Source organism: Pseudoalteromonas sp. SWYJZ98 (genome assembly GCF_015864495.1).
Taxonomy (GTDB): Bacteria; Pseudomonadota; Gammaproteobacteria; order Enterobacterales; family Alteromonadaceae; genus Pseudoalteromonas; species Pseudoalteromonas distincta.
On sequence record NZ_JADYXA010000013.1, the window covers coordinates 40,836 to 56,535 of the forward strand.

Here is a 15,700-nt window from a genome sequence, read left to right on the forward strand (position 1 = left end):
ATTTGACAAATTGCCACCGGTAGCGAAGAATGAGTGTTAACAAGTTTAGTTAATTCAATTTACATTGAATTAGTAATTACGTAATAAATACTTTAATACAGGAGTTTAAAATGACAGCTACCTTGTTTGATCTAACTTTAAAAACAGCACTCGTCACCGGTGCAAGCCGCGGCCTGGGTCAACAAATTGCAATGGGTTTAGCCGCTGCTGGCGCAAAGGTTATTTGCAGTAGTAGCAAAGAGCGTGGCTGCCAAGCAACGTGTCAGATGATCGAAGAACGTGGCGGTGTGGCTTTTGATTATGCTGCTGATTTGAGTAATGCAGACTCAGTTAATGCATTAGCAAACAAAGCGTTAACGGAACATGGCGAAATAGATATTTTGGTCAATGTTGGCGGCACTATATTTCGCAGCCCAGCGGTTGACTACCCGTATGAGCAGTGGCAGAACGTGATGAAAGTAAACCTTGATGCCAGTTTTTTATTGGCCCAAGCGGTTGCGCCAAACATGATCAAACAAGGGTTTGGAAAAATAATTAATATTGCCTCAATGCTGTCATACAGCGGCGGTATGACAGTACCAGCATATACCGCGAGCAAACATGCGGTAGCGGGTCTTACTAAAGCGCTGGCAAACGAATGGGCGCAACACAATATTCAGGTTAATGCTATTGCGCCAGGTTATTTTAGAACCGACAACACCCAAGCATTACAAGATGATGCCGCCCGTAATAGTGAAATTGAAAAGCGTATCCCTGCGGGGCGTTGGGGTGAAGCAGAAGACTTAATTGGTTCAGCCATATTTTTATCATCAACAGCCAGTGACTATGTCAATGGCCATATTCTCGCGGTTGATGGTGGCTGGTTAGCACGATAATTTTTAATTTTAGGTAGCATATTATGAACACACAAATAGAGTCACGTTATGCCGTTGGTCCAAATGAAGTTAAAGGCTATGACACCCAACAGTTAAGAGATGAGTTTTTGGTCGACAAACTCATGCAAGAGAACACCATTTATTGGTTATACACCCACTACGAGCGTTTTATGGTGGGCAGTGCGGTGCCAACCAGCGCACCGCTTAGGTTAGAAACGGTAGACAACTTAAAAGCAGCAAACTTTTTAACGGGTAGAGAGCTTGGTGTGATCAATGTTGGCGGCAGCGGCACGGTGACTGCTGATGGAGAAGATTTTCAGCTTGGCTATAAAGATGCCTTGTATTTAGGTAAAGATACCAATGAGGTGCTGTTTACTAGTCATGACAGTGGCAATCCTGCAAAATTTTATCTTAATTCTGCACCAGCTCACCACAAATATCCAAATAAGTTAGTGACACGTAATGATGCCAATGTATTGCATTTAGGTGCGCTTGAAACCTCCAATGAGCGCGATATTAATCAGATGCTGATCAATACCGTAGTACAAACATGCCAACTACAAATGGGGCTAACGGAATTAAAACCAGGCAGCGTCTGGAATACCATGCCAGCTCATCAGCATGATCGTCGCAACGAAGTGTATTTTTATTTTGAAGTGCCAGAGCAGCAAGCGGTGTGTCACTTTATGGGCGAGCCGACTGAAACTCGCCATATTTGGGTACATAACGAGCAAGCAGTGGTATCGCCACCATGGTCAATTCACTCAGGTGCTGGCACACAAAACTACAGTTTTATTTGGGGCATGGCAGGCGAAAACCTCGATTATGATGATATGGATAAATATCAACCGGGCGAGCTGAGATAATCAGCTCTTTCATGATCATATAGCGATAAGAAGAAATAATAATGAATAGAAATCTTCTCATAAAGATAATGCTAGTTTTGTCGTTATTTTTACTAACTAGTTGCACTGATGACAAAAAAACAGTGCGATTAACTTTGGCACATACATTAGACACGCGCCATGTGGTGCATCAAGCAATGGAATATATGGCTGAACGTTTGGCATTTTATTCAAATGGCACAATGGAAATTGTTATCTATCCAGGTGGTCAGTTGGGGTCTGAACGTGAACTCATTGAACTATTGCAAATAGGTAGCTTATCAATCACTAAAGTATCGGCAAGCCCGCTGGAAGGCTTTGTACCTGAGATGAAAGTGTTTGGCATTCCGTATTTGTTTCGCGATAGTGAACATTTTTGGCGTGTACTTAAAAGTGACTTAGGCACCGAGCTACTTAATAAAGTAAGCACTGCAAGGCTTAAAGGTTTGGGATATTACGATGCAGGCAGCCGCAGCTTTTATACCACCAATGGCGCGATTAATACCCCGGATGATTTAATAGGAAAAAAAATTCGCGTGTTAAATAGCCCTACAGCTGTGGCGACGGTACAAGCGTTAGGCGGCGCTGCAGCACCGATTGCATGGGGCGAATTGTATGCCGCACTGCAACAAGGTGTAGTTGATGGCGCAGAGAATAATCCGCCAAGCTATTACTTATCTCGTCATTACGAAATCGCTAAATATTATTCGCTGGACGAACATACGTTTGTTCCTGATGTGATTTTAGCAAGCTTAAAAGTTTGGAACTCACTTAACAATGAACAACAACAGTGGTTAACCCAAGCAATGGCCGACTCAGTTGAGTACCAACGTTCATTGTGGCAAAACGCATCTGATGAGGCGCTTAAAGCCGTGATCGCAGAAGGCGTACAAGTGACTTATCCTAACAAACAAGCGTTTCAAGATAAAGTGGCTGATTTTCATGCTTCGTTCGCTGATACAGCGGTTGCAGCTCACATAAAAAAAATAAAAAGCATGTAGGAGCAAACAATGCGACAACTCAACACACACTTAAATCGCATCATCGAGCGATTACTGATTTTGGCCATGATAGCAATTGTAACCGTTGTTTGTTGGCAAGTATTTTCACGATTTATTTTACGTGCACCGAGCTCATACACCGAAGAGTTAGCGCGTTTTATCCTGATTTGGATTGGGGTATTGGGCGCATCTTACGCGTATCGCACTAAAGCACATTTAGGACTTGATCTGTTTTATCAAAAAATGATCCCGTCACTTAGGTATAAGTGTTCATTTTTAATCGAAATCTGCGTGCTGATCACAGCATTAAGTATTTTAGTTTATGGTGGCAGCCAATTGATGATGTTGAGCTTTGAATTAAAGCAAACCTCAGCGGCGCTTGAGATCAACATGGGTTATGTGTATGTCGTTTTACCGCTAAGCGGGGTGTTGATTGTGATTAATTGCATTGAAAACCTGATCAATTATGCACAGCAAACATTCACGGAGGAAGCGTAATGGACTTAACAGCCATCGTTTTAATTATTTGCTTTTTTGCTTTATTGTTTATTAATGTACCTATTTCTTTGTGTATTGCGCTATCAACATTAGCAGCGCTATTAATGCACATTGATTTTACGCCTGCCACCACGACCATAGCCCAGCAAATGGCCGGTGGCATTGATAGTTTCGCATTATTGGCAATCCCATTTTTTATCTTGTCTGGATTGATAATGGGTCAAGGCGGCATTGCTAAACGGCTGATTGAATGTGCTATGGCGATGATAGGCTTTTTACCCGGCGGCTTGGCACTAGTAAATGTAATGTCGTGCATGTTATTTGGTGCAATATCAGGATCTGCCGTTGCAGCCACATCGGCGATTGGTAGTTTTATGGTGCCAGAAATGAAAAAACATGGTTACAGTGCCAGTTTTGCTGCAGCGGTTACCGCAAGTGCAGCGACTACGGGCATGTTAATACCACCGAGTAATATTTTAATTATCTATGCCATCGCCAGTGGTGGGGTGTCGATTGCGGCATTATTTATTGCCGGCTACTTACCGGGAATTTTAGTGGGGCTGGCGTTGATGATTGTTTGCGCTATTTACTCTATTCGCAACAATTACCCTGTAACAGCAAGACTGCCATTTAACATTGTGATGAAAAAAATACTCGCAGCTTTGCCAAGCTTATTGCTTATTTTTATTGTTATTGGCGGCATTATTGGCGGTGTATTTACCGCAACTGAAGCAGGCGCTATTGCCGTTATTTATGCTTTAGTACTGTCGGTATTTATCTACAAAGAAATCAATATAGCTGAAATGCCCGCTATATTACTAAAAGCTTGTGAAACAACGGCTATTGTAATGCTGATCATTGCCGCGTCATCGGGCATGTCGTGGTTATTGTCATACACACATATTCCACAGCTGGTCAGTGAGTTCTTTTTAACACTCAGTGATAATCCGATTTTAATCTTGTTGTTGATCAATCTGATTTTAATTTTGGTTGGCGCGTTTATTGATATGACACCTGCGGTATTGATTTTTACACCGATCTTTTTACCGGTAGCTGAGCAATTTGGTATGTCGCCGATTCAATTTGGTATTATGATTGTATTAAACTTATCAATTGGCTTGGTGTCTCCGCCAGTTGGGAGTGTGCTGTTTGTCAGTTGTGCGGTGGCGAAAACATCGTTACATAAAATAATTAAGCCAATGATGCCGCTGTATGCTGTGATGTTTTTAGTCTTGATGTTGGTCACATATGTACCGGCAATCAGTGAAACGTTACCGCGTTTATTTGGTTTAATCGAGTAACTAACCTGAACTTAGGATAATTTATTTGTCAGCGTTTAGGTTAACTTAATCAAACAAATCTGTGATGGAGCTCTACAGCTCCATTTTTCTTTTAAATCAAAGTAGTCAATGTATAACAAGAGCTGACTAACTACTTCTATGGATCTACGGTTAGTGTTAAACTTTGCAATCATCCTAAATAGGAACTTTTATGTCAGTAACGATTAATGATGTAGCTAAGCTGTGCGGTGTTTCAAAGCGCACAGTTTCACGTGTGATCAACCGTTCTCCCGCTGTGGGTGAAGCGACGCGGGAGCGAGTGCTTAAAATTATCAGCGAAGTTGGTTTTTCTCCTGACAAACAAGCACGGGGGCTGGCATCAAGTCGTTCTTATTTATTAGGTTTAATTTATGATAACCCCGATGCATTGTATATTGATCAGGTGCAACGAGGTGCATTAAGCGTCTGCTCTGAACTTGGCTATGAATTGGCTGTTCATCCTAGTTACTCTAAAAGTGCTGAATTTATCGACGATTGCCTGTCATTTATCTCTCGCTCTAAGCTTGATGGCGTGATTATTTTACCGCCAGTATCTGAAAACAAAGAGTTGGCTGCAGCAATTCGTGAAGCAGGTTGTCCTTATGTGCGCTTAGCATCGGTAGATTTAGATGATGCTGATAATATTGTGGTCTCAGACGAACGCGCAGCAATGAAAGAAATGGCCAGCTACTTGGTTGAACTTGGTCATAAAGACATTGGTTTTATTTCTGGACCGCAAGTTTATCGTTCTTCAATCGAACGCTTAGCTGGATTTTTAGCTGAACTGCAACAATGTAATGTGCAACTGCCAGGAAATCGTATTATTGAAGGCAAAAATAGTTACGAAAGTGGTATTGAGTGCGCTATGACATTGTTAAGCACTGAACCAAGACCAACGGCCATTGTTGCTAACAACGACGAAATGGCGGCTGGGGTATTACGGGTTGCCAGTAATTTAAATATCAAAGTACCAGAACAGCTATCAGTAGCAGGTTTTGATGATAATATTTTGGCTTCACGGATCATTCCATCGCTAACGACTATTCGAAGACCGGTACAAAATATGGCATGTTTAGCGGTACAAAAACTCATCAATAAAAGCCAATCGACACAAAGTGAAAAAATTAAATTAGATGACGTAGTCACTCCTTACTTAGTGAAGCGTGAATCTACCAACAGATGCGCTAAATAGTACCGATTGCCCCCCCATAATAACCTTTTTGTTACAGACATATAAAGCGCCTAACTGACAGTAGGGCGCTTACTTCTATCCGTAATCCAATATACTTTTTTTGATTTAATTAATGAGTTAATTAAATTTGAGGAGCACCTTTGATAAAATAGCATGAAATATCGCTGTTAAACCAAACGGCCGATATGCTGCTTAAAGCGTAAAATGCATAGCGCTCGTTTTTAATACCTGGAACATTTTAAGTGCTGTAAGCCCCGGCTGATATCAATTGTATTAAGTTACTGACCATTTATAGCGACAGATAAATACAGTGATAACAAGGCAGAAATTTTGATAGGGTGTTCTTGGCAATTACTCCTGCATTGCTCTACCTCCTGCATCTATGCAGTCGTACTTGAAAAATTACTAACTCAATTTAATAACGTTAACTTCATGCCCTCGCTCTTTAACCGCAGCGCCTGTTAATCTCTTTGTGAATTATTAACTTGAAGATTTTGTTGCGCAAAGAGAAAGGAATGATATGGATAAAAAATACCCTTGCTGTGCGGGGCAAGGGTATTGGTAACTATCAAATTGTCTTAAAGCAGCGCTTGGCTGCTCTCATTACAACTACTGAATGGTTATCTCATCCAATGTGATAGTTGCTTCACTTTCCGTTCTGAGAGTGATGAATGAGGTTGCTGTGGCTACCAACCCATCGACGGTGTACGTTTGACCAGGGACGAGCTCTTCAAGTTTTACTGAATAAAACTTTGAAGAGCCGCCATGGATCGAATTAGCGCTACCTGAGGTATTGTTATCTACATATATTTGGAAGCTTTTTGCGGTGTTACCTGCTACAGCCGCGACTTTAAAGCTCACTTGATAGTTGTTACTTAAATCAAGTAGACCCGTTGTGCTTGCATCCGCTGAGGTGGTATTCACCGCAGGGGTGGTATTGGCAATGCTAATACGTGCACCTGTCATGGTTAGTTGCCCAGCGGATACATCGATTGTGCCTGTTACACGATGAAACAGCGGGGTCCCCGTACCCGCTAAACCTGATAGGTCGCGGTAGCTATTACTAAAAAATTCGTCAGCATTTGCTGCGGCAAAATTTTCAGTAAATGGTAAACCAAGCGGCTGTTGCACAGGTGGCTCACTTGGCGCTGCAATGTCAGGGATGTCTAAATCGCTTTGATCTATTTTACCAATACCGGCATGGGCAATAACATGCGCTTTAACGTCCATTACTGGAGTTAACTTATACTCGTAAGGTGCTTGGTATGAGCTGGTGGGTGTCATACCTGTAGCAGTAACCTCTGCTGCCACATCGCCGTCAGCCACATCACCCCAAGTAACGCCTTCACCTAGGTAGTTACCAGAGGTATTCCAATAACCAATTACTTTTGAGTAAAAAGAGACCACAGGATTTTTAGTATGCTCAAAGTAGTTATTCTCAATATGTAGCTCTGCGCCCATTCGTGAGTTAATCGCGCTAGAGGTGATATTGTTATAATAGTTGTTGAATATATGGCCTAGACCAAATCTAAACAACGGAACACGCGATATGATGTTTTCAAAGCGGTTATGGTGAAAGGTAATATGACGATTCTTGTTGCTGCTCGAGTCATCATCACTGTGACCATGGAGTGACGTTTTCCAGCTATCGTGAATATAGTTATATGAAATGGTAATGTTTTCAGCACCCGATTTAGAATCGATTAAACCATCATAATAATCTTGATCAACATTTAACGATGAATAGAGTTCGTTATGATCAATCCAGATATTCGCGGTAGGTTTATTTTCATCACCTTCAATCGAAATACCATCTTTACCGCCGGTAAGTACTTCATGGATTTTTAAGTTTTGGATAATGATGTTATTAGCACGACGAATAGCAATGCCGATACCACTTAGCTCACCACGATCTGCCACACCAATGATTGAGATATTATCCATATCTTTAATTTCGATAGAAGAATTATCGCCGCCACTGTTTGCATCAGTAATGACACCGTCGACATAAATAGTCACTGGAACACCTGATGATTTTGCTTGTGCTAAAGCCGATTTAAGCGCTGTGCCATTATCAACGGTCACGACTGTTCCACCTTCGCCACCGGTTAGGTTAAAATTATAACCAGCAAAACCCAGACTATTATTCACCGGTGTAATTGCAATTGGCTCATCTGGCAAGATTGGGATTGCTAGAGGTTCAGGTGTCCAACCTTGGCCATCATTAAAGCTTGCAAAAATAGCATTACGCTCAAGTAAGTTAACCACGTCGCTGTCTTGCATAATGTAACCGCCAACACGGGCACTTAAATCAAGGGCATTACCTGCTAAATCCATGCTGCCATACTCGCGCCAGCCACTGGTAGCCGTTGCAATTTCTGGATTTGGTGCAGGTTGACTGTTAACACCTTGCACAGCCCAACCTGAGGTTGCAATGTGGGTATCAAACTTATTATTGATAAGCGTTATGTTATCGAAATATGTGTCACTGCCACCACTGCGTGCAATATAGGTTGAATTATCTAACACATCATTGCCAATTGGTCCTGGGCCATGAGTAAAACTACTGTTTAAAAAGATAAAGCCAGGATCTGTTTGCACAGGTACGCGTGCTTGTAATACATAGCCTCCAGAGGTGTCTTTCGTTGGGTCATTGTCTTTAGAGTCACCTATAGTGCGTATTTCACTGCTTTCAAATAATGCGGTAACTGGGTAGCCCCAAATAAAGTCAACATTACCAGCAACTAAGCTGTTGTAGAACCAGCTATAACCTTTCAGTAATAGGGTATCTTGTTCGCTAATAAAGCTGGCATTATTAGCCACTAAACGACCATTACTATTAAAGTAAATTGTTTCAGCTTGGTTTGAATCAACCTTGTTACGCAAATGCGTGTTTTTCAATGTTAGGTTGTTGATCACTAACATATCCGCACCTTCAACTAAGAATACACCACGACCGCCACCCGGTGTGCCAGAACCTACAGGCGCACTGCCACCTGAGCCACCATTGAGTGTTTCGAAGTTTTCGTACTGAATAATAGTATTGTCTTGGCTTTGCCCTTGTATAGTTACGTTATTTTTATTACGTAAGAATAGCAGTTCATTATATACACCATCTTTGACTGAAATGGTGGTTTGCTCATCTTTAGCAAGATTTGCCATTGCAAAGTTAAGTGCACCTTGCACGGTTCTAAAGTCAGCTACACCGTCATCATCAACCAATAGTTGATTGCTTGCCGGCGTTGTCACTTTAGTGGTGAACGTCCATTGGCTATTATCACCGAGGCCAATAAAATCAGTACCGTTGAGTTGTGCGCCTAATACCACATCATCACCAATGACAACACGATAAGTATGGCCATATTCAAGCACATTATTATGCGGTTTAATGGTTAAGGTATTGCCTTCAATTGTGAGCGGGTAGTAGTACACAGAGCGGACTTTATCCTGGCCGGTGTAGCCTATCACATCGACATTTTTACCCACTTTGAGGGTATCAACAAGCGTGTTGTCGTTTTGCTTATAAATACGAACTTCACCTAAACTACCAAAGGTAGGGGCGTTATCAAAAGTAAGCGATAATTGGGTATCAACAAATTGGTTATCGCTAGCAATCGCTGGCATTACTTTAGCTGTTAAATCACCATAGTCAGCAGTTGGCATAACAAAGCCTTCTGCAACAGAGACTTTAATAGTACGGGTAATACTTGGGTCTGAATCCGATACAAATGTGATCGTTGCATCGCCTGCAGCAATCGGTGTAAGGGTGATCGTATTTGCATCGATTGTAACGCTCACCACTGCTTCATTGCTTGAAGTGACCGTGTAGGTATCGGCTGTGATACCGTCGTTTTTAATCGCTGTAACGTTGATCAACAATGGATCCATACTGGTACTTGTATCCCAATTAGGCTCTTTGTAATCAAGGGTTAACTGAATTGGCTTGATGCTAGGGTCGCCCACTTTTACATCATCAATTTCAAACGAACGATTATTCGTAAACACACCAATTAAGCCACGCGCTGTATAGCTGGTATCAGTCGCAGAGCCCATTTTCTCACCATCTAAGTATACGGTAAGTTGATCATCAATCATCTCAAATCGAGTGGTGTACCAAACGCCGTCTTCTGTAGCGCCTTTTTCACCGAGTAAGATTGGTGATTTTGTTTGCACTGGACGCGCAATCGACCCTTCGCTACTAACGGCAACTTCCACTTGCGTACTGCTTGATGAGTTTTGCACATTTAAGCCACCGGCGTACCAATTACCGGCATTTAAATAGCGTGCCATCAAAAAGATCTGCTTATTGGCCGTGGTAGAGTTCTGACGTGGGCGAATTTTCGCTTCAACAAAGTAGTTACCTGTCGACGGCACGTTTGCCATAGCTTCTTCAGTGGCTAAAATTAGCTCGCCCCCAGCTCCGCCTGCGGTGTATCGCATCATGTTATTACCCATGATATCAAGTACATCAAACTCACCCATTGGGGCTTCAGTGTTATCTGGCTTGGCTAAAATTTGCCAATTATTTAAATCACCATTGGCAAAATCATCACAAAAATACAGTTCAGGTGCATCCGTGCAGCTAAATACAGATGGATCTTTAACATACTCAACTCTGAGGTTATTGATAACCACAGTGCCGCCTGTTTCGGTACGTAACTGTAAAAATGAATTTTTAGTCGCAAGCTTTCCGGGTACTGTTAAAGTTTGACCAGCAGTAAGCGAGTTGATCAATTCATTATAAAAACGTGAGTCATTACCATGGATTGATTTAGAACTGCTTGATGAGTTGTTATCCACATAAATTTGGAATTTATTATCACCTTCAGGGTCACTTATACTGACAATATCCATCACCACTTGATAAGGACGAGACAAATCCAGCGCTCCACTGGTGGTGGTATCCGTTGCTGCTGTTTCAATACCTGGGGTGGTGTTACCTAATGTGAAACGACCTCCATTGAGTTCTAATCCAGTATCAATCACAGTGACTGAGCCGCCTGTTTTGCTAAACATGGGGATTTCATCGCCGTTTGCATCAATAATTTTTTGATGATCAACAGAGAAAATATCCGCAGTAAGTGCGGTAAAGTCAGTGGTAATTGGTAATTCTACTGTTGGGATCTCACCTTCCACAGGAGGATCAATCGGTGGTTCAACCGGCGGTTCAACATCTGGTACGTCGGTTGCCACTGTTTCAATGGTTAAGTTATCAATGACAATCATTGCCGCTGAATCAGTGCGTATTTGGAAATATGAATTTTTAATCTCAGGATTTAAAATACCGCGGGCATCGACATGAGTCAGATCAGGGCCAGTATTTACATCTTCGCCTGGAATGTAGATATATGAAAACTGTTGACCTGCAGGGGTGTTGGTTTCGTTTATGTCTTTACCATAAAACTTTGAAGCGCCACCATGCACTGAATTACTTTGACTGGCAGTATTATTATCAACATAAAGCGATAATCCACCAGCACTATTATGAGAAACAACATCAAAGCTAATGGTAAACCCTTCGCTTAAATTATAAATCCCCACACCTGAGCTATCAGTCGCTGTTGATTCTTTGCCGGGCAGGGTATTACCGATGGTAATACGGTCGCCTTCAAGAATTAGTTGGCCTGCTACATCGTCAATTTTTGCACTACCGCCACTTTTAAAATATAACGGGCCGCTGCCTTGCTCATCCGATAAGCTTTTATAGCTCGATGAGAAAAATGTTTCAGTGTCAGTATCAAACTTTTCAATTAAGGCTAAACCAGCTTGCTGAGCTAAATCGTTGAGTTTGATTAACTCTTCTTGAGCTTGTTGTTCGGAGAACACTAAAATATTGTTTTTAGCATCATCATTACTATCACAAGTAAGCACCAGTGTTGCCAATGCACTTGGATCGCTGGTGGCACAAACACTATAGGTATTATTAACCGTATTATGGGAACGAGAAATTATATACTCTGTGGTAGCTGATTCGCCTTCACCTGAGGTCAGTGCAAGTACGCGATTACCAAATAAAAACGAATAATTGCCTGTTACTGTTTCGCTACCATCCACTACTTGGCTGAATGTGCCACTAAGGTTTGCTTCATCAACGGGTGTTAATATCAACTGTGCAATACTTGCCTCACTGCCTTGTACTAATGGGTTATACAATGTTCCGCTAAAATCGGCAGTATTAAATGCTAAAGGTTGGGTGCTGTTGTATTGCTTAAAAATAAAATCAACAAAGTGCACAATCGCTTGATCAGCTGGAATTAAGGTATTATTAGCTGAGCCTGCATCAGCGAGCCACGCATTAACGTTTGCCTCAAACTCATCGCTACTAAAATAGTCCGTAATCGTTTGTCCTTCGGCTAAAGTCATAACGGCTGCTTGTGCTGCTTGCTCGCTGATGGTGATGCCATTGCTAGGATCACCATCAACATCTAGTGACTGTAATAAACGCAAACTATTAATAACAGCAGGATGAAACACGGTATCTGTCGAAAATAAAGCAAGTGGAGTTAATACATTGGCGGCAGAGACCGTAGGGAAGGTAAGTGCACCAATTGAGAAATCGATAGCTTCACCTCTAAAGTAATCGAATTGTCCATTTGCGTTTGTTACACCATTGCTTATTGATGGGCTGTTGTAGGTTAAACCAGCAACAGGGCTGTCAACAAATATCCCTTGCACTGGTGGTAACGGAGCTTCTTTGACATTGATAGAACTATCTTCACCGCAGCCTGCTAAGATCGCGGTGATCAGCAAACACGATGGTATTTTTATTGTATTATTCATGCATCCCTCCAAGGATGAAAGCGCGTCATTAACGCGTTAATTGTGTGTGAAATTAACGTTTTTCATTATTAGTAGCTGTTAATAAAATTTATAATTCATACCTAACTGGAACGTACGACCATAATCTTCACGTTGATAGAGGATTTCACCACCGGATAAATCATTACCTTTGAAATAACGTAGATCTGCTTCATCGGTTAAGTTAATCGCGTCAAAATACACGCTGAGGCTTTTCGTAAAATCATATTTCACTTTCATATCAAAGGTTAAGATATCGTCTTGGTATATATCAGCCCATGACTTACAGGTATGTGGGTCTGATACAGAAGCTGATACTGGACAAGAGCCAACCTCTTCAAGGATATCTGAGCGGTAATTACTAATTAGGCGTAACGAGAAAGTCTCATCTTCCCAACCAACAGCAATGTTACCGGTGATATCTGCTTGGCCTGGTAGCTGCATTTTGTCTTGACGAATAGTGGCGTCGAGTTCGGCTTCACTTTTTACAAAGGTCATATTACTTTGCCAAAATAAGCCATTTTCGAAGAACTGATTGTAACTAAGCTCAATCCCGTAGACTGTGGCTTTATCACCATTGAGGGTGATATCAACCTGATTTAGAGCAAGATCTTGAGGAATTGCAAAATCAGATACTTGGTTTACAGGTAAAGTAAGCGGGAGCTCATCTATGCTCATTTGAATACCGGTGACATCGACGATGAAGTTATCAATATTTTTGTAAAATACTGCAGCTTCCATAAATAACTCTTTTGATGGATACCAGCCAAACGAAGCGTCAAAGTTATCCGAAGTCATTGCCACCAAATTTGGGTTACCTACTTGTAACGCATTGTCTGGCCCTAAAATATAGCCTTGTAAATCAATTGCGCTTTGTCCATCTGGTGAGTTGTAGCATTCATTAGTCGTTGGATCACATAAACTAATATCACTATCAAAACGCGCATAACCACGCGCTTGCTTAAACGAAGGGCGGGTATAACTAGTCCACAGTGATGTACGAACCAACATTTCAGGATTTGGTTCGTAGCGTATATGAATACTTGGGAAAAATTCACTGTAGGTAATGGATGCCTCAGGTAAAGGTACCGAAATATCTAAGGTGTGATCACCGCCAAAATTCCAATCATCATTTGATAATGACATATAACCGGTTGATGAAAATTCGGTATGTGCATAGCGTACACCGGTAATAACACTGACCTGCTCTGATAGCTGCAGCTCAGTCATAATATAAGCTGCGTAGGTATCTTCGTATAAGGTATAGTCTTCTTTGGTGCTGTCAATTGACACCTCGCCACCGGTGGCACTGTCGCGCGTAATTTTAGTTGAGTCAACTATGTACTCAAGGTCTTCGTTGCTAACAAAAGGATAGGTAAATAAGCCACCCTCAGGAACCGCAAAGTTATAATCAGTAACATTTGAGTTGGCGACTGTAATGCAGGTTTCATCCGTTCCACAATCGAGAGGGTTTATTGCATAGCTCCAGCGATCTTTATCACGGAAGTGTTCGCGTTCGTTATAAGTGCCACCAATTTTAATGAAATTAAGGTACTCAAAATCAAAGTCTTTTTGTAAGTTTAACTTGATACTGGTGACTTCATCAGTGCGGACACTGTCTTCCATAAATAAGTTGTCGTATTCCATATTTGATAAATCGCTGATATCACCATCGGCTTCACCGGCAAAAACATCATTATCTGGATCTAACGCAAAACCACCTAAGGCAGCAGCTTCTTCAGGAGTTAGCACCTGTGCAACAATATTGTTTTTAGTTGCTTGACCGTAAACGATATTCTCACGCTCACGAAACTGAACTCGGCGATCCCCCACTGATTTATCATCTGTTTTTGAATACGCATATTCATAATCTACGCGTAAAGTGTCGGTAATATAGTTTTCACCACCGATACTGTAATTGGTTGTAGTCGTTTCACCTTCCTGAATGAAAAATTGGTTATAAATATCGATATCAGACAGGGCAAACTCTTTTGTATCAGCATTTACATAAATAATTTCATCGGCTTGGTCGCCATTATAAAAGTTATAAAACTCTCTTTGTGCAACGTCATCATCAGTGTAATTAGAGTAGTTACCTCGTATGTAATAAAAACTGTCTGCGGTTGGCTTAAACTCAACATTTAAAGTTGCGGTGGTACGTGTTCGATCAGCAATTTCACGGCGGTTTTCGAGTTGCGCGGGGATCAATATTTCTGGTGCAACACCTAATTGCTCTTCACTGAGGCCAATGCCACCTTGTAAAAAGTTTAATTCTCGAGTGCTATGATGGCGTACCTCATCTACTTGAGTTTTCCTATCTTCATAAGAAAGTGCAAAACCAACGCCTATTTTTTCGTCTAAGAATAGCTGTGTGCCATCAAGGCTAAACTTTGGCGAGTGTTCTTCTCTGAGTTCACTGTATGAATCTTGCAGCTTCATTTTTAGGGTGTTTTTGCCACGGTCATATGCTGAGATAGCTTTGACGTTTACTGCGCCACCTATCGAATTTAGATTCATATCAGGGGTAAGGGTTTTAAATACTTCAATGGCTCCTAATGAATCACTAGTGATACCATCAAGGCCAATTTTACGTTCATCACCCGCACCAGATAGTTCTGCACCATTCATGCTCACCGATACGAATTTAGGACCTAACCCCCGTACTGCAATGTATTTTCCTTCACCTTCACTGCGCTCTAAAGTGACACCAGGAATACGGCGTAATGACTCTGCGACATTTTGATCAACAAAGTTTCCCATGTCATCCGTGGCAATCACTGAGCTAAACGCTTTAGCATCGCGCTCCATGGAACGTGCTTTTAAATCTGCTTGATAAACGCCTGTTACAGCAATGATTTCAATATCATCTTCAGCTTCTACGGTTTTTTTAGCTGCTGTTTTCTCGGCGCTTGTTGTTGGTTTGTCATTCTCTACCTTTGGCTGTGCAGGATCAGTTGTTTGCGCATAAAGTGGCATAGCTACCATTAATGCTGCTGCGATCGTGCTTAATCTCATGCTCTTCATCTTTGTTCCTTTTTCAGGCTTATAATTGTGTGTGCGAGATATGCGATTCCCGTTGATTCAAATCCCAGCTTGCCACCGGTGGCAAAATGGAATAACATGAAGTTAACAC

8 protein-coding genes are annotated in these 15,700 nt (G+C 41.6%); 6 read left to right on the plus strand and 2 right to left on the minus strand.

The features are described from left to right. The first annotated feature begins 110 nt into the window (after positions 1–110). The 6 genes from I6F10_RS10260 (at position 111) to I6F10_RS10285 (ending at position 5,769) form a co-directional block, all read left to right on the plus strand. The gene (locus I6F10_RS10260; protein WP_165742663.1) at positions 111–875 is read left to right on the plus strand and encodes an SDR family oxidoreductase; all 765 of its coding nucleotides are present in this window, start codon (positions 111–113) and stop codon (positions 873–875) included. A 23-nt stretch (positions 876–898) separates the two neighbouring features. Further along, positions 899–1,741, plus strand: a complete 843-nt coding sequence (gene kduI / locus I6F10_RS10265; RefSeq protein WP_165742664.1) for a 5-dehydro-4-deoxy-D-glucuronate isomerase — start codon at positions 899–901, stop codon at positions 1,739–1,741. Positions 1,742–1,782: 41 nt separating this feature from the next. Further along, a complete protein-coding gene (locus I6F10_RS10270) occupies positions 1,783–2,760 on the plus strand; it encodes a TRAP transporter substrate-binding protein (protein WP_231619922.1) in 978 nt (325 codons plus the stop codon). A gap of 9 nt (positions 2,761–2,769) precedes the next feature. Continuing rightward, on the plus strand, positions 2,770–3,258 hold the full coding sequence (locus tag I6F10_RS10275; RefSeq protein WP_165742665.1) for a TRAP transporter small permease: 489 nt from the start codon (positions 2,770–2,772) through the stop codon (positions 3,256–3,258). Further along, complete coding sequence (locus I6F10_RS10280) at positions 3,258–4,559, plus strand: TRAP transporter large permease (protein WP_165742666.1); 1,302 nt, start codon at positions 3,258–3,260, stop codon at positions 4,557–4,559. Before I6F10_RS10275 ends, I6F10_RS10280 begins: the two co-directional genes overlap by 1 nt. A gap of 190 nt (positions 4,560–4,749) precedes the next feature. Further along, the gene (locus tag I6F10_RS10285) at positions 4,750–5,769 is read left to right on the plus strand and encodes a LacI family DNA-binding transcriptional regulator (protein WP_165742667.1); all 1,020 of its coding nucleotides are present in this window, start codon (positions 4,750–4,752) and stop codon (positions 5,767–5,769) included. A 609-nt stretch (positions 5,770–6,378) separates the two neighbouring features. Here the strand turns inward: I6F10_RS10285 and I6F10_RS10290 are convergent. Together I6F10_RS10290 and I6F10_RS10295 are read right to left on the minus strand one after the other, a co-directional pair. After that, complete coding sequence (locus I6F10_RS10290) at positions 6,379–12,549, minus strand: pectinesterase family protein (protein WP_165742668.1); 6,171 nt, start codon at positions 12,547–12,549, stop codon at positions 6,379–6,381. A 78-nt stretch (positions 12,550–12,627) separates the two neighbouring features. Then, a complete protein-coding gene (locus tag I6F10_RS10295) occupies positions 12,628–15,591 on the minus strand; it encodes a TonB-dependent receptor (protein ID WP_165742669.1) in 2,964 nt (987 codons plus the stop codon). Positions 15,592–15,700 lie beyond the last annotated feature (109 nt).